Raw genomic sequence first — 17,811 nt, 5'->3', positions numbered from 1 at the left:
CCATGCCCGTTGCTCCACCGCGCCCCAAACCCCTACCTCTGAACGCGCTGCGGGCGTTCGAGGCCGCAGCCCGCCTGGGCGGATTCTCGGCGGCGGCTACGGAACTTGGCGTCAGCGCAGGCGCGGTGTCAGCCCATGTCAAAACGTTGGAAGACGAACTGGGTGCGCCCCTTTTCGAGCGCACCGCAAGAGGCGTTGCCCTGACCGCGCTGGGACAGAAGGCATTGCCGGACCTGACCAAGGCCTTCGACACCTTGGGACAAACCACATTGGCCATGCGCGCCCAGGCACAGCCGCAGGTGGTGCATATCGTGACGCTGCCCTCGATTGCACAGCTGTGGCTGTCGCCAAGGTTGCCCGAACTTCGAGCCGCAGAGCCGGAAATCGAAGTTTCGCTCACGGCCGAGGAAACCCCGCCCAACCTCAAGCGCGCGCCCTTCGACATCTACCTGTTTTTCGGCGGTGACTTGGGGGACCCCATCGCCGAAGACGCCATCTTTCCGATTTGCGCGCCGGCCTTGGCGCGTCGCCTGACTACGCCCGAGGACTTGGCGAATGTGACCTGCCTGTCCGACTCTACCTGGTTCGACGATTGGCAAACCTGGGTGGCCGCGGCGCGACCCGGATGGGCGTTCACACCCCGCGGGCCGGTTTTCTCTTTGTACGCGCTGGCCGTCGAAGAAGCGCTGAACGGTGCGGGTGTGTTGATGGGACACAAGGCGCTGGTTCAGCCGCATCTGGACAGCGGTCGACTGGTGGCTCCGTTCGAAACGGTGGTCACTCTTCCCGACAGGCTCAAGCTGTGGTCGCCACGTGCCGCCCGATCGCAGACACCGGTCGGGCGCGTCGTCGAGTGGCTCAGAAAAACCGCTTAGACCAGAAACCCGCCGTCCGAATCATCCCCGGCCTCTTCCATCAGGCGGCCGATATCCGGAACGGTCACGTGGCGCTTGCCCTGCAGCAGGATCACTTCATCCTTTTTAAGCGCAGAAATCTGACGGCTGACTGTCTCCAGTGTCAGACCAAGGTAGTCGGCCATCGCCTCGCGGGTCAGCGGCAGGTCGAAGACGATGGGGCCGGATGAGCCCTTCTGGCTGGCAGACGCATCCCGGCGTGCGATGATCGACAGCAGGCTGGCGATCTTCTCTCGCGCGGTCTTGCGGCCAAGAACCAGCATCCATTCACGCGCCGCGTCCAACTCGTCCAACGTCATCTGCAGCAAGCGGTGGGCAATATGCGGTGTGCTGCCCATGAGGTCCTCGAACGGTTTCTTGCGGAAACAGCACATGACCACGTCAGTGGTCGCTTGAACGTCATAAGGCGCCGAGTCGCGCCCCGGCCGCCCTACGAAGTCGCTGGGCAGCAGCAGGCCCACCATCTGGGTGCGCCCGTCCTCCATGGTTTGGGTCAGAGACGCGATCCCGGACACAACCGAGCCTACGAAATTCATCTGATCGCCCGACCAGATGATCGTCTGACCGGCCTCGAAGCTGCGGTAATACTTGATTTCTTCCAACGCGACCAACTCGTCCGCATCGCAGCGCGCGCAGACGGCTCGATGCCGAATTGGGCAATCTTCGCAATTGGAGTGGTCAACGAGGGTATTAAGTGTCATGCGCGCGTCCACTTGATCTCGGTCAAGGTTTTCTGGTCGTCGAGCCTATACCGGTGTCGTCATGATAGTAAAACCTCAATTGGCAAAGCTCGGACTATTTGACGCGAAGGTACCGCGTTATACCAGCTATCCGACCGCCCCCCACTTCAGCAATGACGTGGGGCCCGACATGTTCAGCGACTGGATTTCCGCCATCCGGCCGGGCAGTTCGATCTCGCTCTATGTCCATGTGCCGTTCTGTCGCCGGCTGTGCTGGTTCTGCGCCTGCCGCACTCAGGGCACCCAGACCGACAACCCCGTCATCGCCTATGTCGATGTCCTCAAGGCCGAGCTGGACTTGCTGGCCGCGCGCCTGCCCAGCGGGGTGACCCTGTCGCGCCTGCACTGGGGCGGGGGTACGCCCACGCTGCTGAACCCCGACCTGATGCGTGAACTGGCTGCGCATATTCTGGGCATCGTCCCACTTGGACCCAACGCGGAATTCTCGGTCGAGATCGACCCCAACGAGGTGGACGCCGCTCGACTGGATGCGCTGGCCGAAGCCGGGATGAACCGCGCCTCGATCGGGGTTCAGGATTTCGACGACGAGATCCAGAAGACCATCGGGCGCATCCAGAGCTATGACACCACCCGCGAGGCGATCGACATGATCCGCGAGCGCGGTGTGCCCAGCCTGAACGCCGACATCCTGTACGGACTGCCGCACCAGACCAAGGCGCGGATGACCGAAAGCGTGCAGAAGCTGCTGTCCCTCAACCCCGACCGGGTGGCCCTGTATGGCTACGCGCATGTGCCGTGGATGGCGAAACGCCAGCAGCTGATCCCGTCCGACGCCCTTCCGACGCCGGAACAGCGGCTTGATCTGTTCGACACCGCGCGCCGTCTGTTCCTGTGGGACAATTACGAAGAAATCGGCATCGATCATTTCGCCACCAAGGATGACGGGCTGACCCACGCGCTGAAGGCCGGGCGGCTGAAACGCAACTTCCAGGGCTATACCGACGACCAGGCCGAGGTTCTGATTGGCGTCGGCGCCAGCTCGATCTCGCGCTTCCCGCAGGGCTATGCGCAGAATGCACCGGCCACGTCGGCCCATACCAAAGCGGTGCGCGATGGCCGGTTCTCGACCTCGCGCGGGCATCTGTTCAAGGATCAGGACATTCTGCGCGCCCGCCTGATCGAGGCCCTGATGTGCGACTTCCGCATCGAAACGGCCGAGATCCTGCGCGACCACGACATCTCGGCGGCCGAGCTGAAGGCGATGTACCAGCGCGCCAATGACGCCTTCGACGGGTTGTTGCAAATCACCGATGACGGGCTGTTCATCCCGCCCGAAGCGCGCGCCTTGGCTCGGATGATCGCCCGGACCTTCGACGCTTATGACCTGAGCAAGGCAGGCCACAGTTCGGCGATCTGACGACGGGCGACAGGCCGCAAGCCGGCCAGTCGCCACAATGCAAAAAAGCGGGGGGTTGACGCGCGCGGGGGGTTTTCCCCACACTCGGAAGGCGGGCGGCAGGCCGCCCGACGCCGAGGCAGGCCATCATTCAGACAGACTCGCCGGCGCATCCGCGTTCGACAGCTCCTTTCGTGCAACCACTCTGCAACTTGACGAAGGGACAGCACCCATGCGCGTTTTTACCGTCCTCGGCCCCAGCCAATCGGGCAAGACAACACTGGTCGAGGCCATCAGTCGCCTTGATGGCCGGCCCACCACATTCGACCTGTCCGGAACCGTGCATCTGCACGGTTTTTCTTATCTGGACGAACCGTGGTGCGCGATCGACGTGGATGGCGGGGGCGATGCGCTGGCCTATGCCGGACCCGCCATGGCCATTTCCGACGCGGCCGTGGTGGTGGTCCCGCCGGACCCGGACGCGGCGGTTCTGTGTGCCCCCTATCTGCGGCTGGTCGAGGAGGCGGGCATTCCCTGCTTTCTGTTCATCAACCGGATGGACAACCCCAACGGCCGCATCCGCGACATCATCGCCGCGCTGCAGACCTATTGCAGCCATCACATCACCCTGCGACAGGTGCCGATCCGTGAAGGCGAAACCATCGTCGGCGCCATCGACCTGATCTCGGAGCGCGCGTGGAAATATCAGGAAGGTCAGCCCTCGGCGCTGATCGAACTGCCGCAATCGGTGGCCGATCGCGAGGCCGAAGCCCGCACCGAACTGCTCGAAACCTTGTCGGATTTCGACGACCACCTGCTTGAGCAGCTGATCGAGGACAAGCAACCGCCCAGCGCCGAGGTCTATGACCTGGCCGCGCAGGTCCTGCAGAACCATCAGTTGATCCCGGCCTGTCTGGGCGCAGCCAGCCATGGCAACGGGCTGACCCGCCTGATGAAGGCCCTGCGGCACGAGGCGCCCGAATTCGACATCGCCGCCGACCGGGACGCGGCGCCCGAGGCCGCCCGCGCCATCGCCGGGTTCGCCGACGTCAAAAAGCACATTGGCAAAATCATCGTCCTGCGGGGGCTGGGCGAGGGGATCAAGGCGCATGACCCGCTGGGCGGCGAAACTGTTGGCAACCTGACCGCGCTGGACGCAAAGACCCAAATCGACGGGCTGAAGGCCGGCGAGATCGGGCTGGCGGTGAAATCCGATCACCTCAACCCCGGCAATATCTATGACAGCAGCGGCTCCACGCCGCTGCCGGATTGGGCCACGGCGCATCCGGTCGCCTATCGGCAGGTGGTGTCGCCGGCCCATGAACGCGACGACGTGCGCCTGTCCAACGCGCTGTCCCGGCTGGTCGAGATCGACCCGGGCCTGACGCTGGAACAGGACGAGTTGAGCGGCCACGCCGTTCTCGGTTCCCAAGGGCCGCAGCACATGCGGCGGGTGGTCGCCAAGCTGGCCGAGGATTTCGGGATCGAGATCGAAACCTCTCCGGTCGAGACCGCGTATCGCGAGACCATCCGCGCCACGGTCGAACACCGACACCGCCACCGCAAGCAATCCGGCGGAGCGGGGCAGTTCGCCGATGTGGTGATCTCGGTCGCGCCGCTGCCGCGCGGATCGGGATTTCAATTCGACGAGGTGGTCAAGGGCGGCGCCGTGCCCAAGAACTATATCCCCTCGGTCGAACAAGGCGCGGTCGATGCATTGGCGCAGGGCCCCGAGGGCTTTCCGGTGGTGGATGTGAAGGTCACCCTGCATGACGGCAAGCATCACAACGTAGACAGTTCCGATTTTGCCTTCCGGACGGCAGGCAAGAACGCCGTGCGCGAAGCCTTGCCACAGGCCAAGCCGGTTGTTTTGCAGCCGATCCTGAACGCCGAGATCCATGTTCCGTCGGCCTTCGTGGGCGATCTGGTGCCCACGATCAGCTCGCTTCAGGGGCAGGTACTCGGGTTCGAGGGCAACCCGAACGCGCCGGGCTGGGAGATATTCAACGCCCAACTGCCCGCCGTGGCCGAGGACGAACTACACCGCACACTGGCCAGCGCCACACGCGGCACCGGCTGGGTCAAGCTGCAGTTCGACCACTATGAAGAGCTGCGCGGCCCGGTGCCGAAATCGGCGGCGCGCGAAGCGGCCAACGCCTAGCCTGCCGCAGCGATCAGTTCGCGGGTATAGTCATCCTGGGCGTTGACGAAAAGATCTTCGGCAGCGCCCATCTCGACCACGTCTCCGTTGCGCATGACGATCACCTTGTGTGACATCGCCCGCACCACCTTCAGGTCGTGGCTGATGAACAGGTAGGCCAGCCCGTATTTCTTCTGCAGGTCGCGCAGCAATTCGACGATCTGCACCTGCACCGTCATGTCCAGCGCACTGGTCGGTTCATCAAGCACCAGCAGCTTGGGCCGCAGCACCATGGCGCGGGCAATCGCGATGCGCTGGCGTTGCCCGCCCGAAAACTCGTGCGGATAGCGGTCCATGGCCGCCGGGTCCAGGCCCACCTCGGTCATCACCTCGGCCACCAGTTCGCGCGGGGCCCGGTGCGGGTCGACCTTGTGGATCGCCAGACCCTCGGCAATGATCTGCTGGCAGGTCATCCGCGGGCTGAGGCTGCCGAACGGGTCCTGAAACACGATCTGCATGTCCTTGCGCAAGCGGCGCAGCTCGCGCGTGGACCAGCGGCGCACATCCTGCCCGCGGAAGGTGATCCCGCCCTCGGAGGCGATCAGCCGCATGATCGCCAGCGCCAGCGTGGTCTTGCCCGAGCCGCTTTCGCCCACGATCCCAACGGTTTCGCCCGCCCGCACGCTGAGTGTGGCGTCGTTCACCGCCTTCACATAGCCGACCGTGCGCTTCAGGAACCCGCGCTGGATCGGAAACCAGACCTTCAGATGCTCGGTCCGGGCCACTTCTTCGGCGGCGGGGTCGATCGGGTCGGGTATGCCCGTGGGTTCGGCCGCCAGCAGCTTGCGGGTATAGGGGTGCTGAGGGTTGTCGAAGATCTCGGCCACGGGGCCGGTCTCGACGATCTCGCCATCCTTCATCACGCAGACCCGGTCGGCGATGCGTCGCACGATGCCCAGATCATGGGTGATGAACAGCATCCCCATGTTTTCCGATTTCTGCAGTTCGGCCAGCAGTTCGAGGATCTGCGCCTGAATCGTCACGTCCAGCGCAGTGGTCGGCTCGTCCGCGATCAGGATGTCGGGCTTGTTGGCCAGCGCCATGGCGATCATCACCCGCTGCCGCTGTCCGCCGGACAGCTGATGGGGATAGGCGTCCAGCCGTTCCTCGGGGTCGCGGATACCGACCTTGTTCAACAATTCGACGATCCGGGCGCGCGCCGCGTCGCCCGTCAGACCCTGGTGCAGGGCCAGCGATTCCGCCATCTGCTTCTGGATCGTGTGCAGCGGGTTCAGCGAGGTCATCGGCTCCTGGAAGATGAAGCTGATGTCGTTGCCGCGGACCTCCATCAGGCGCTGCTCGGATGCGCCAATCATCTCCTGCCCGTCATAGGTGACCGACCCTTCGACGATCGCGCTGTCGCCCAGCAGCGACACGGTGGACAGCGCGGTGACCGATTTGCCCGAACCGGATTCGCCCACCAGCGCCACGGTTTCCCCGCGATCGACATGGAACGACACGCCCCGAACCGCCGTGGTCACCTGCCCGTCCTGACGGAACGAGACCTTGAGGTTTTTCACATCCAGCAAGCTCATGAGAAGGTCTTTCGCGGGTCGAACGCGTCACGCACGCCTTCGAAGATGAAGACCAGCAGCGACAGCATGATGGCAAAGGTGAAAAAGGCAGTGAAGGCCAGCCATGGCGCCTGCAGGTTCTGCTTGGCCTGCAGAGTCAACTCGCCCAGCGAGGGCGCCGAGGACGGCAGACCGAAGCCCAGAAAATCGAGGCTGGCCAGCCCCCCGATCGTGCCGGTCACGATGAAGGGCATGAAGGTCAGCGTGGCCACCATCGCGTTGGGCAGCATGTGGCGGAACATGATGGTCAGGTTGCCCACGCCCAGCGCCTTGGCCGCGCGCACGTACTCCAGATTGCGGGCGCGCAGGAACTCGGCCCGCACCACGCCCACCAGACCTGTCCAAGAGAACAGGATCATGAGGAACACCAGCAGCCAGAAACTTCGCCCCAGCACCGCGAACATGATGATGATGACGTAAAGCGAGGGCGTCGCCGACCAGATCTCGATGATGCGCTGGAAGATCAGGTCCAGCCAGCCGCCGAAAAAGCCCTGCAGCGCGCCGGCAAATATACCGATCAGGCTGGCCGCGCCGGTGACGATCAGGGTGAACAGGATCGACAGGCGGAATCCGTAGATGACGCGCGCCAGAACGTCGCGTTTGGTGTCGTCGGTGCCCAGCAGGTTCTGCCCGTTGGGCGGCAGGGGCGCCGCACCGGGACGGTCGACGCTGGTGTTGTAGGAATAGGGGATCGGCGGCCAGATCGCCCAGCCGCGCTCGAATCCTTCGGCCTGGAACGTCCCCGCCTCGATCTGCTCGATGATGCCTTCGGGGTCGTCGAAACAGTCTTCCAGCCCGCCGCTGTCGATCAGGCAACGGACCTCGGGGTCGCGATAGATCGCCTCGGTCTGGAAGTCGCCGCCGAACTCGGTCTCGGCGTAGAAGTTGAAGATGGGCGTGTAGAACTCGCCCCGATACTTCACCAGGATCGGTTTGTCATTGGCGATGAATTCCGCGAACAGCGACAGGCCGAACAGCACTGAGAAGATGATCAGCGACCAAAAGGCCCTGCGGTTGCGGCAGAAATTACGCCAGCGGCGCTGGTTCAGAGGAGAAAGTGCCATTTACCCCTCGCGTTTCTCGAAATCGATGCGCGGATCGACCAGCACATACATCAGGTCGCTGATGATGCCGACGACCAGACCGAGCAGACCGAAAATGAACAGCGTCCCGAAGATCACCGGATAATCGCGCGCCACTGCGGCCTCAAAGCCCAGACGACCCAGACCATCCAGCGAGAAGATCGTCTCGATGATGATCGACCCGCCGAAGAACACGCCGATGAACACCGCCGGAAAACCGGCGATCACGATCAGCATCGCGTTGCGGAAGACGTGGCCGTACAAAACGCGCTGCTCGCTCAGCCCCTTGGCGCGGGCGGTCATGACGTATTGTTTCTTGATCTCGTCCAGAAACGAATTCTTGGTCAGCAGCGTCAGCGTGGCAAAAGCGGAAATCGTCAGAGCGATGGTCGGCAGGGCGATGTGCCAGAAATAGTCGGCCACTTTGCCCAGCAGGCTGAGGTCTTCCCAATTGTCCGAGGTCAGCCCGCGCAGCGGGAAGATCTGCCAGTAGGAGCCGCCCGCAAACAGCACCAGCAGCAGGATCGCGAACAGGAAGCCGGGAATCGCATAGGCCACGATGATGGTCGCGCTGGTCCATGTGTCAAAGCGTGAACCATCCTTCACCGCCTTGCGGATGCCCAGCGGGATCGAGACCAGATAAGCGATCAGCGTCGACCACAGGCCCAGCGAGATGGACACCGGCATCTTTTCCAGCACCAGGTCGATCACCGAGACCGAGCGGAAGTAGCTTTCGCCGAAATCCAGCGTAAGATAGTTGCCCATCATGTTCAGGAACCGCTCGACCGGCGGCTTGTCGAAGCCGAATTCCTTCTCCAGTTCGGCGATGAATTCCGGCGGCAGCCCGCGGGCGCCCACGTATTTGTCATCGAAGACGCCACCGCCGGGTTCGGCCCCGGCCCCCGCGTCACCGGACCCCGCAAAACCCGCAAATACATCGCCCTGCCCTTCGATCTGGGCGATGATCTGCTCGACCGGACCGCCGGGTACGAACTGCACCAGCGTGAAGTTGACGATCATGATGCCCAGAAGGGTCGGGATGACCAGCAACAGACGTCGAAGAATATATGCGCCCATGTTAACGCAGCGCGCCTTCTGCTTTCAGGGCCGCTTCCTTCTCGGGATTGATCCACCACAGATCAAGGTATCCCAGCGCATAGGGCGGCAACTGATCGGGGTATTCGTACATGTTGTAGTAGGCTGTCCAGTATTCCGCGATATACCCATCCGGTATGATGAAGAACTCATAGCGCAAGGCGCGATCCAAGGCCATAAGCGCTGCATCCTGATCGGTTTGATTGTTGGTCGCAAAAGACGCCTCGATGATGGCGTCCACCAACGGGCTTGCAAGGCCTGCCGGGTTGAACAGGCTGAACTCGGCCTCTTTCGAGCCATACATCTGACTGAGGCCGCCGCCAGTCGACAGGAACGCGCCATAGCGTGTCGAATAAACCATGTCATAGTCACGCTCGCGGCTGCGCAGGGTGTACTGCGCCGGATCGACCTTTTCGGCTGAAGCATCCACGCCCAGCGCCTGAAGGTTCTGGACAAAGGTTTCGATCATCGTGGCCGTCGATGTCGGCAGGTTGGACGGATAGGGGATGTTCACCCGCAGGGTCTGACCCTGAGCATTGCGGCGCAAGTTGCCGTCGCCCACGGGCCATCCGGCTTCGTCCAACAGTTTCGAGGCTTTGCGCAGGTTGCGCCGATCGTTCAGGCGCGCCGGGTTGGATTCGTGAACGGTCGTCACCGGTTCGGTCAACATCTCGGGTGGAACCACGTCGCCCAAAGCTTGCAGAAATGACAGCTCAGCCCCCTGCGGTGTATCCATCGCTTCAAGCGGTGTGCCTTCGATGAACGAATCGCGGGGTGAGTTCAGGCCGAACAGCAGAGATTCATTGGCCCATTCAAAGTTGAATGCCAGCGCCAGTGCCTTTCGAACATTCTTGTCCGCGAATTGCGGACGCGCGAGGTTGAACACAAAGCCCGACGGGGTCGGTGGGCTGCCATTCGCAATCGCGTCCTTGACGACGTAGCCCTCTTTCAACTTGGGGAAGTCATAGCCGGTCGCCCACAGTTTGGGGTCGCTTTCGATCCGCAGCGTGTATTCGCCTGCCTTGAAGCCTTCAAAGGCGGCTGTCTGGTCCGCGAAATACTCGACTCGGATGGTATCGTAGTTGTGCCGGCCCTTGTTGAACGGCAAGTCCTTGCCCCAGTAGTCGTCCCGGCGTTTGTAGACGATGCGCCGGTTGATATCGTAGCTGTCCAATTTGTAAGGCCCAGATCCAACGGCGACTTCCAGGCGCGGCTCGTCGAGACGGCGGGACGGGTCTGCCTCGAACCACGCTTTCGAGAATACGGGCGTCGCGCCGACGGTTTCGATCCGGCTGCGGGCCGTCAATTCGGGATTGAACGTGAACTTGACCGTGTGCGTATCCAGCGCCTCGGCGCCGGTCACCATCCGCCCGACGGCCTGTGCATATGACGGCAGGCCCTGTTCGATGAACAGGCGGTGGCTGTAGACCACATCCTCGGCGGTGACGGGCGTGCCATCCCAGAACGTCGCTTCGGGGCGCAGGTGGAAAATGACCCAGTTGCGGTCGGCGTCATACTCCAGGCTCTCAGCCAATACGCCGTAGTACTGGCCGACACTGTCATCGGTGCTGTCCATCAGCCGATCGTATTGCAGTGTCGTCAACGCTCCGGGGCGACCTTTGCGTGAATATGGATTCAGGGAATCAAACGTGCCCGATGCGGCCAATGACAGCTCGCCGCCCTTGGGTGCATCCGGGTTGGCATAGTTCAAGTGCGTGTAGTCGGCGGGGTAGTCGAGATTGCCGAAGTACGAGTAGCCATGGCTGCGAATGATCTGGTCCTCGTCGGCCCGGACTGGCCCCGCCTGCCCCAGAACCAACGCCGCCGAAATGCCCAATGCCGCGACCCAATGACGAAAACCTTGTTCGCGCGCGCCAGGCAGATGGGAAATCATACGGGTCATCCTTCGATGTTGTCTTCTGTCCATGTCCTTGTGGGCAAGCTAAAAGCCCAGCACTGACACTTGCAAGTTTAGAATGCGTGAGCGCTTTGTGAAGTTTTGCTCAGACAAAAAAAGCCGCTGCACATGGCAGCGGCTTTCGCTTTTCGGTGTCTGGGTGGGCAGATCAGCCGCCAATCGTCTGCAGGTACGCGATCAGGTCTGCGCGTTCCTGAGCCTTTTTGAGACCGGCAAAGCTCATCGAAGTGCCTTGGATATAGCCTTTGGGGTTTGCAATGAACGCATCCAGCTCTTCCGGGGTCCAGTTGCCGCCATGCGACTGCATCGCCGCCGAGTAGCCGAAGCCCGCAGCCGCCGCCACAGGGCGGTCCACGACGCCATACAGGTAGGGACCGGTGCCATTGGCGCCTTCTTCCAGCTTGTGGCAAGCCGAACACTTGCGGAAAACCTTCGCGCCCTTTTCCGGGTCAGCTGCGGCCAGCAGATCGGCAAAGACCACTTCTTCGCCGTCAGCGCTTTCGCCCGAGCTTTCGGTTTCAATAACATAGGCGGCTTCGCCGTGCCCGCCGACATGGTAGAGAACATCGCCCCCCCATTTTGCCAGGAGGAGTACAAGGAAGGCACCGAACAGGCCGGCTGCGGCCTTGGTAACTGTCATCGTGTCGAACATTGATCGCGAGTCCATTTCAGCTGTCTTCGGGGTGTCTAAGGCTTCCCCTTGCAAGAGGCAAGGTATAGACACCGCGACGAAACGCCCAATTCTGGAACTTGTTGCACGGAATCGACCAAATGACCAAACGCATCGCCTTTCAGGGGGAACCCGGCGCCTACAGTCACGAAGCCTGTCGCAATGCGCGTCCGGATATGGAGGCGCTACCCTGCCGAACATTCGAGGACGTGATCGAATCGGTGCGCTCGGGCGAGGCCGATCTGGCCATGCTGCCGGTCGAGAACAGCACCTATGGACGAGTGGCCGATATCCACCGCCTGCTCCCGCACAGCGGGCTGCACATCGTGGACGAGGCCTTTGTGCGAGTTCACATCAACTTGCTGGGCGTGCCGGGCGCAAAACTCGAAGATATCACCGAAGCCCATTCGCATCTGGTGCTGTTGCCGCAATGCGCAAACTTCCTAAAGGCCCACGGCATCCGCGGGCGCGTCAGCCCTGACAACGCCCGCGCGGCGCGCGAGGTCTCGGAAGCGGGTGAGAAACATTCGGCGGCCCTGGCCAGCGAACTGGCTGGCGAAATCTATGGCCTTGAACTGCTGGCGCGCCACATCGAAGACAGCGACGACAACACGACCCGCTTTCTGGTGATGTCCCGCGAGGACGACCGCAGCCGCCGTGGCGAGCACGGGATGATCACCAGCTTCGTGTTCCAGGTCCGGAACATTCCGGCGGCGCTGTACAAGGCCATGGGCGGTTTTGCCACCAACGGCATCAACATGACCAAGCTGGAAAGCTACATGGTTGATGGCTCGTTCACGGCGACTCAGTTCTACGCCGACATCGTCGGCCACCCGGAAGACCGCAACGTGCAGCTCGCGATGGATGAACTGCAGCATTTCACCACGAATGTGGAAGTGCTGGGCGTGTACCCCGCTGCTCGACCACGCGGTTAGTCTGCTCCCACGCGCAGGCAGCTTGGGACTGCTCACCGCCAGTCAAACGCCGGCTCTCAAGCCCCGTGCAGATAGCGTTCTTCCATTTCGCGCGCAAAATCGCTCAGTCGCATCTGGAACTGGCGCCGGAATCTGGCCTTGCCCAGCTTCAACGACTGCAGAAGCAGACGCGCAGGCAAGGTCTTGGCCGCCAGTGACATCTCGATGCTCAGCCGCGTCTGCTTTTGCGACAGCGACAGAAGATCAATCGTGGTCAGGCCGTTCATCCCCTTGCTGGTCGATCGAAACCGCATGGCTGTGGGGCGATCGAACTCGGCCACCTCGATCGCGACGTGGCGTGGCTTGCCACGGATCATGATATCGGCTTCCCAGCACGACCCGACCCAGTGGCCCGGCATTTCGACAGTGCGTCGAACCTCGACACCGCGGCGCATCGCCATGCGCTCGAACCGTTCGAAGTCCGCGACCATGTCGAACACCGCATCGATCGGCGCCTGGATATCTTCGCGTGCTGAAACCTGCATGTCGGCCTTTTCTGCTCAGTCAGGGTGTCAGTGTTTCGTCAGTCCAGCGTATCTGCAAGCCAGTTACGCAAAAGAAAATGCGCGATTGCCCCCTTTCGCGCCGGCAGAAGCTTGGGGTGCTCGCCTGCAAAAGCCTGCATCATCTCGGACTTGGTGACCCACATCGCGTCCTCGATCTCGACCGGGTCGATCGTGATCTCGCGGGACAGCGCCTGCGCTGCACACCCGAACATCAGCGACGACGGAAATGGCCAGGGTTGACTTGCCAGATAGCTGACGTGTCCGACCGGAACGCCGGCCTCCTCCATGACCTCACGCCGCACGGCGGCTTCAAGGGTCTCGCCCGGCTCGACGAAACCGGCCAACAGGGAATACATGCCGTCGGGCCACCCCGGAGATCTGCCCATCAGGACGGAATCGCCCTGCGTGACCAACATGATCACCACCGGATCGGTCCGTGGAAAGTGCTGGCCGCCACAGGCCGGGCACAGTCGTTGCCACCCCGCCTGCGAAATGTTGGTCGGGTTGCCGCAGCGCGCGCAAAACCTGTGCGTCTCGTGCCAGCCGATCACGGCTTTGGCGGTGGCTGCCAATTCGGCGTCCCGGGCCGACAGCCGGGTCATGATCCGACGAAGCTCGGCGAACACGTGGCCGACGGGCAGCCCCGGATGCTGCTGTTCGGTTCGGTCCACGAACGCTCCAACGCCCGACAGGTCCAACCCGTCGGCAGACCAATTCGAAATGTCCATTGCAAACAGCGGCGCACCCGCATCACTGCGCCCCAGCAAGATCGGTTGGTCAATCGCCCCGCCGGGTCCGTTCTCAACCAGATCGTGGTCTATCGGAACCAAGGCCAACTGGTCCAGCGCTTCGCCCATGACCAACGGTTTGCCCCGCCACATAAGGATGCACCGCGCCGTAGTATCGGACCGTGCTGCCTCCAAGGCTCTGGCATCGGTACGGATCTGCGCCGCCCGGTCCAGTCCAGAGCCGCCAAATGTCACGCTTTCCGCCCGTTTCATGCCTGTCCCTTTGGAATTTGCACAAGGGCTGCCACGACTTGGGCACTGGTGCAATGGGAATTCACACTCGCAAAAAGCATCGTTGTCGCAAAGGACGCATGGAAGCCCTGACGATTACCTGTATTCTACCTTTCAGTGAAAACGTATGCACAACAGCACCTAAAAGAAGAAAATTGGCTCTGAAATCCTCCCTGCTTCAGGTACATCCCCACCTAAAAACCGCGCACATCCGGATTCTTGCGACGACCGATCTGCACATGAATCTGACCAGTTTCGACTATTATGCGGACCGGCCGGAACCAAGTGTGGGCTTCACCCGAACCGTCAGTTTGATCCGCTCTGCACGTCAAGAGGCGGAAGAGGCGAATGCAACTGTCCTGCTGTTCGACAACGGCGATTCCCTTCAGGGGACACTTCTGGGTGACTGGGCGGCCGAACAGACCGACGCTACCCACCCCTTGATGTCCGCCTTTGGGCGCCTGGGCTACGACACAATTGCGCTGGGGAACCACGACTTCGGCTTTGGTCTGCCAACTCTGGGCCGAATCGTTTCTCGGGCACCTTGCCCGGTTTTGTGCAGCAACCTGCAGTGTCTGACCGGGGTCGCGCCCTGGCAGAAACAGGCCATCCTGACCCGTCATGTCCACATCAACGGCCAAAGCATTGCTGTCCGAATTGGCGTTTTCTCGATCCTGCCGCCGCAGACGGTGAAGTGGGAAGCACTACAATTGCAAAGCCAGGTCGTAGCCGAGGATGCCGTCTCCACGGCGCGCCGGATGGCCGAGAATTTGCGTCGTCAGGGCTGCGACCTGATTGTGGCTCTTGCACATTCCGGCCTAGGCGAGCCCGACGCCGCGCCGATGTCGGAAAATGTGGTCGCACAGCTTTCTGCTCTGGACGGTATTGATGCAATCGTGGCCGGACACACGCACCTGACACTGCCCGACCCAAGCGATGGTAACCCGCAGCTGGCCAGACCCTTGGTCATGCCCGGATCAGCGGGGTCGCATTTGGGGGTGATCGACCTGACGCTTGCCGTGAACGCCACGGGAGAAGTGAGAATTGCTGGTCACAGCGCGCATCTGCGCGCGATCTGCCCGGGCGGGGCTGAAACCGGCGCTCGGGTCGTTCCTGAAGACCCTGAGATGGTCGAACTTTTTGCCGCCGCCCATAAGGCGACCCGCAAAGCCGCTGCCCAGTCGGTGGGCCGGATCAATCGTACCCTGCACAGCTATTTCACCTTTTGCGGGGTGGATCAGGGGCTGAACTTGGTCGCCGCAGCACAGGCGGCAGCCCTGCGACCGGTTCTGGCCGGAACGACCTTTGAAACCCTCCCTGTTCTGTCCGCAGCCGCACCTTCGAAATTCGGAGGCCGGGCCGGACCACGGCATTACACCGAAGTCCCGGCTGGCGATGTCACCGTAAGGCATGTCTCGGACTTGCATGTGTTTCCAAACCAACTGGCCGCCATGCTGCTGGATGGCCGCCAGATCGCCGAGTGGCTGGAGATGTCGGCTGCCCAGTTTTCCCAACTTGGCAACAGCGACGAGCAGGTTCTGATCGACCCCGAGGGCACCGGGCACAATTTCGACGTGCTGCATGGGGTGACCTACAGGTTCGATCTGACCCAGCCCGCGCGATATGATTTAGGCGGCCAGTTGATCGACACGTCCCATTCCCGCCTGCGCGATCTTGCCTTTCAGGGCCGCCCCGTCGATCCGGATGAACAATTCGTCGTTGCATCAAACAGCTACCGAGCCAATGGCGGCGGCAACTTTCCCGTCCCAGACCCGGCCCGCCTGATCCCGGTGCCGCCGCTGAGCCTCCAGGGAATCTTGCGCGACTACCTGGCGGGACGATTGGGTCCGGATCCGGTGGAAAACACCGCCCAAAGCTTTTCCTTTGTTCCGCAGGCGGGCCGGTCCGTGATTCTGAAGACCGGGCCACGCGCTGCAAACTACCTGCACGAGCTCGACCACTTTGCAGCCACCACCGACGGGCAGGACGCGCGCGGGTTTCTTAGGGTACGCCTGTCTTTGTGACGGGTTGCCAAGCGGGTGCGTGATGCCTATATCGGCGGTCGAGAGGTTGGCGCGGGCAAGCGCCTCGCCAACCTGGTCAGGTCCGGAAGGAAGCAGCCACAACGAGCCCCGCTTGGGTCGATGTCCAACCTCTCACTTGACGCCGCGCCGCGTATTCGGCCCGGTCAATCCAACCTCTGCATTTCGTCGTTGTTCCTGAAAACCGCGCTTGCGGGCGGGTCAGGCGATCAATCGCGGCCAAACGGCACTGCTGCGCCGGGCGAAGGCGCCGATATGACCGATTTCGGACAGTCCGAAATCCTTCGGCTGCAACAAATGCCGACGGGCGGTCGGACCATAGAGTTCAGCCAGCCGCCAGACGGCGGGCGGTGGCACAGTCTGGTCATCCTCGAACGCAATGATATCCGCCGTGGCGTTCGCCCGACTCCAATCCGCTTGGGGAAGCGTGTCTCCCAATTCGGGCAGATAGCTGGTGGGCGATGTACACCACTTGCGCCATTGCCAATAGACGCCCGCCGGCAAATCGGCTCCGAATCCCAGAAGTTTCCCCGGCAGGTACCCCAGAAGACGCACCAGAGGTGGCACGTGGCCATACCAGAACAAAGTCGCCAAGCCCTTGTAGGGCCACGGGTGATCGGCCACCGTCACCAAACCTGCGCACACACAGATCATCCGGTCGATCTGTTCGATTTCCGGTTGCAGCGGACCCAGCATTCCACCGACCGAATGCCCGATCACCCACAGTTTTGCCTGCGGGTATCGACGGCGCATCTCGGCACGCGCTGCGGGCATGTCGATCAGCGCCCAGTCCGCCATCGTGGCCTTCGAGTCTTTCAGCCGCTCGGTCAGCGAATGCTCGAAATCCCGGTAATCATATGTCAGGCAAGCCATACCGCGCTCGGCGGCCAGCCAGCGAGCAAAGTGCTGATAGTAGTCACGTGGCACTCCCGTTGCGCCGTTCAGCACAACAACGGTTTGCGGCTCGACCGCCGGAGTGTAAAGCCGCGCCGCCAGCTGGGTCTGGCCCGACGGAAACTTAAAGTCTTCCACGTCAACCGCGTGCTGCGAATCCAACATCTTTGCCTCCAAACACTCTGGACCGATCGGTCTAATACTTTGTGTCTGGACCAATTGGTCTAGGCCTGTCAATATTTGGCCTGCATGACCCAACGTCCACCAAACACCAAAGATCGCCTGATCGTGACTGCCGCCCGACTGTTCCAGCGCTCGGGCTATAACGGTGTCGGTCTGGCGGAATTGCTGGCCGAAGCGCAAGCCCCCAAGGGTTCGCTTTATCACCATTTTCCAAAGGGCAAGCCGGATCTGGCCCTGGCGGCGGCCAGTTGGGCCTCGGACGGGATGTTGAGCATGATCGCTGCGGCATTCGACGACGCCGCGGATTTTCGCGACGGGGTCACCACCCTGTGCCACAAGATCGCGAAGCTGTTCGACACCTCGGCCCAATGGGAGACCTGCCCGATCGCCGCCACCCTGTTCGAAAGCCCCGACAACCGCGCGTTTCGGGAACATGCCGACCGTCTGTATGAAAGCTGGATCATCGAAGTTCGAAACCACGCCGCGCGGTTCGGAGTTTCCGACCCTGAAAATGCTGCGGACACCCTGTTCATCGTGATGCAAGGCGGCTGGCAATTGGCCCGTGCCCGCAGGGATTCGAATGTGCTGCGCAGACTGCCTGATCTGTTCCCTTGGAACTCACTCCGGCAACCGGGCTGAAACC

General features: G+C 62.1%; 15 protein-coding genes and 1 other RNA gene. 7 read left to right on the top strand and 9 right to left on the bottom strand.

Going from position 1 to position 17,811, the window contains the following annotated elements:
- The first annotated feature begins 2 nt into the window (after positions 1-2).
- Positions 3-875, top strand: a complete 873-nt coding sequence (locus ACR0LD_RS13370) for a LysR family transcriptional regulator (RefSeq protein WP_170365004.1) — start codon at positions 3-5, stop codon at positions 873-875.
- Here the strand turns inward: ACR0LD_RS13370 and fnrL are convergent.
- A complete protein-coding gene (gene fnrL, locus ACR0LD_RS13365; RefSeq protein WP_170360914.1) occupies positions 872-1,615 on the bottom strand; it encodes a transcriptional regulator FnrL in 744 nt (247 codons plus the stop codon). The two genes, ACR0LD_RS13370 and fnrL, sit on opposite strands and share 4 nt — an antisense overlap.
- Positions 1,616-1,676: 61 nt before the next feature.
- Here fnrL and hemN point away from each other — a divergent pair, with 61 nt between their 5' ends.
- Positions 1,677-3,032 carry an oxygen-independent coproporphyrinogen III oxidase gene (gene hemN / locus ACR0LD_RS13360; RefSeq protein ID WP_170434050.1) on the top strand — a complete coding sequence of 452 codons (1,356 nt, stop codon included), beginning with the start codon at positions 1,677-1,679 and terminating at the stop codon, positions 3,030-3,032.
- 211 nt (positions 3,033-3,243) lie between these two features.
- Positions 3,244-5,172 (top strand): elongation factor G, encoded by a 1,929-nt coding sequence (locus ACR0LD_RS13355; protein WP_480637387.1) that lies wholly within the window; start codon positions 3,244-3,246, stop codon positions 5,170-5,172.
- Here the strand turns inward: ACR0LD_RS13355 and ACR0LD_RS13350 are convergent.
- From ACR0LD_RS13350 to ACR0LD_RS13330, 5 genes are all read right to left on the bottom strand, one after another.
- Positions 5,169-6,746, bottom strand: a complete 1,578-nt coding sequence (locus ACR0LD_RS13350; protein WP_170342383.1) for an ABC transporter ATP-binding protein — start codon at positions 6,744-6,746, stop codon at positions 5,169-5,171. The genes ACR0LD_RS13355 and ACR0LD_RS13350 overlap by 4 nt on opposite strands.
- Positions 6,743-7,849 carry an ABC transporter permease gene (locus ACR0LD_RS13345; RefSeq protein ID WP_170342380.1) on the bottom strand — a complete coding sequence of 369 codons (1,107 nt, stop codon included), beginning with the start codon at positions 7,847-7,849 and terminating at the stop codon, positions 6,743-6,745. Before ACR0LD_RS13345 ends, ACR0LD_RS13350 begins: the two co-directional genes overlap by 4 nt.
- The gene (locus ACR0LD_RS13340; RefSeq protein ID WP_170341405.1) at positions 7,850-8,944 is read right to left on the bottom strand and encodes a microcin C ABC transporter permease YejB; all 1,095 of its coding nucleotides are present in this window, start codon (positions 8,942-8,944) and stop codon (positions 7,850-7,852) included.
- 1 nt (position 8,945) lies between these two features.
- Positions 8,946-10,856, bottom strand: coding sequence for an extracellular solute-binding protein (locus ACR0LD_RS13335; RefSeq protein ID WP_170342449.1), 1,911 nt, complete (start codon positions 10,854-10,856; stop codon positions 8,946-8,948).
- A gap of 172 nt (positions 10,857-11,028) precedes the next feature.
- Positions 11,029-11,532, bottom strand: a complete 504-nt coding sequence (locus ACR0LD_RS13330; protein ID WP_170341467.1) for a c-type cytochrome — start codon at positions 11,530-11,532, stop codon at positions 11,029-11,031.
- Between the two features lie 119 nt (positions 11,533-11,651).
- On the opposite strand from ACR0LD_RS13330, the gene ACR0LD_RS13325 reads away from it, so the two are divergent.
- Complete coding sequence (locus ACR0LD_RS13325; RefSeq protein ID WP_170360906.1) at positions 11,652-12,485, top strand: prephenate dehydratase; 834 nt, start codon at positions 11,652-11,654, stop codon at positions 12,483-12,485.
- Positions 12,486-12,541: 56 nt separating this feature from the next.
- On the opposite strand, the gene ACR0LD_RS13320 is transcribed toward ACR0LD_RS13325, so the two are convergent.
- Positions 12,542-13,009, bottom strand: a complete 468-nt coding sequence (locus tag ACR0LD_RS13320; RefSeq protein WP_170360904.1) for an SRPBCC family protein — start codon at positions 13,007-13,009, stop codon at positions 12,542-12,544.
- 38 nt (positions 13,010-13,047) lie between these two features.
- Positions 13,048-14,031 (bottom strand): NAD(+) diphosphatase, encoded by a 984-nt coding sequence (gene nudC / locus ACR0LD_RS13315; protein ID WP_480637384.1) that lies wholly within the window; start codon positions 14,029-14,031, stop codon positions 13,048-13,050.
- A gap of 173 nt (positions 14,032-14,204) precedes the next feature.
- Here nudC and ACR0LD_RS13310 point away from each other — a divergent pair, with 173 nt between their 5' ends.
- Positions 14,205-16,073 carry a 5'-nucleotidase C-terminal domain-containing protein gene (locus ACR0LD_RS13310; protein WP_480637382.1) on the top strand — a complete coding sequence of 623 codons (1,869 nt, stop codon included), beginning with the start codon at positions 14,205-14,207 and terminating at the stop codon, positions 16,071-16,073.
- 39 nt (positions 16,074-16,112) lie between these two features.
- Positions 16,113-16,211: signal recognition particle sRNA small type (gene ffs, locus ACR0LD_RS13305), an RNA gene on the top strand.
- 81 nt (positions 16,212-16,292) lie between these two features.
- Here ffs and ACR0LD_RS13300 read toward each other — a convergent pair.
- Positions 16,293-17,150, bottom strand: coding sequence for an alpha/beta hydrolase family protein (locus ACR0LD_RS13300; RefSeq protein WP_480637380.1), 858 nt, complete (start codon positions 17,148-17,150; stop codon positions 16,293-16,295).
- A gap of 123 nt (positions 17,151-17,273) precedes the next feature.
- Between ACR0LD_RS13300 and ACR0LD_RS13295 the strand changes: the two genes are divergently transcribed.
- Positions 17,274-17,807 carry a TetR/AcrR family transcriptional regulator gene (locus ACR0LD_RS13295; RefSeq protein ID WP_480637378.1) on the top strand — a complete coding sequence of 178 codons (534 nt, stop codon included), beginning with the start codon at positions 17,274-17,276 and terminating at the stop codon, positions 17,805-17,807.
- The last annotated feature ends 4 nt before the right edge of the window (positions 17,808-17,811 follow it).

The sequence above is a fragment of the Ruegeria sp. BF8 genome, from assembly GCF_056538625.1.
This window is presented reverse-complemented; position numbering and strand designations above follow the sequence as displayed.

Coding starts and splice junctions, on each gene's coding strand:
- ACR0LD_RS13350 (WP_170342383.1), bottom strand. CDS start 6,746: ATGAGCTTGCTGGATGTGAAAAACCTCAAGGTCTCGTTCCGTCAGGAC.
- ACR0LD_RS13300 (WP_480637380.1), bottom strand. CDS start 17,150: ATGTTGGATTCGCAGCACGCGGTTGACGTGGAAGACTTTAAGTTTCCG.
- ACR0LD_RS13355 (WP_480637387.1), top strand. CDS start 3,244: ATGCGCGTTTTTACCGTCCTCGGCCCCAGCCAATCGGGCAAGACAACA.
- fnrL (WP_170360914.1), bottom strand. CDS start 1,615: ATGACACTTAATACCCTCGTTGACCACTCCAATTGCGAAGATTGCCCA.
- ACR0LD_RS13330 (WP_170341467.1), bottom strand. CDS start 11,532: ATGTTCGACACGATGACAGTTACCAAGGCCGCAGCCGGCCTGTTCGGT.
- ACR0LD_RS13335 (WP_170342449.1), bottom strand. CDS start 10,856: ATGATTTCCCATCTGCCTGGCGCGCGCGAACAAGGTTTTCGTCATTGG.
- hemN (WP_170434050.1), top strand. CDS start 1,677: ATGATAGTAAAACCTCAATTGGCAAAGCTCGGACTATTTGACGCGAAG.
- ACR0LD_RS13325 (WP_170360906.1), top strand. CDS start 11,652: ATGACCAAACGCATCGCCTTTCAGGGGGAACCCGGCGCCTACAGTCAC.
- ACR0LD_RS13320 (WP_170360904.1), bottom strand. CDS start 13,009: ATGCAGGTTTCAGCACGCGAAGATATCCAGGCGCCGATCGATGCGGTG.
- nudC (WP_480637384.1), bottom strand. CDS start 14,031: ATGAAACGGGCGGAAAGCGTGACATTTGGCGGCTCTGGACTGGACCGG.
- ACR0LD_RS13370 (WP_170365004.1), top strand. CDS start 3: ATGCCCGTTGCTCCACCGCGCCCCAAACCCCTACCTCTGAACGCGCTG.
- ACR0LD_RS13340 (WP_170341405.1), bottom strand. CDS start 8,944: ATGGGCGCATATATTCTTCGACGTCTGTTGCTGGTCATCCCGACCCTT.
- ACR0LD_RS13345 (WP_170342380.1), bottom strand. CDS start 7,849: ATGGCACTTTCTCCTCTGAACCAGCGCCGCTGGCGTAATTTCTGCCGC.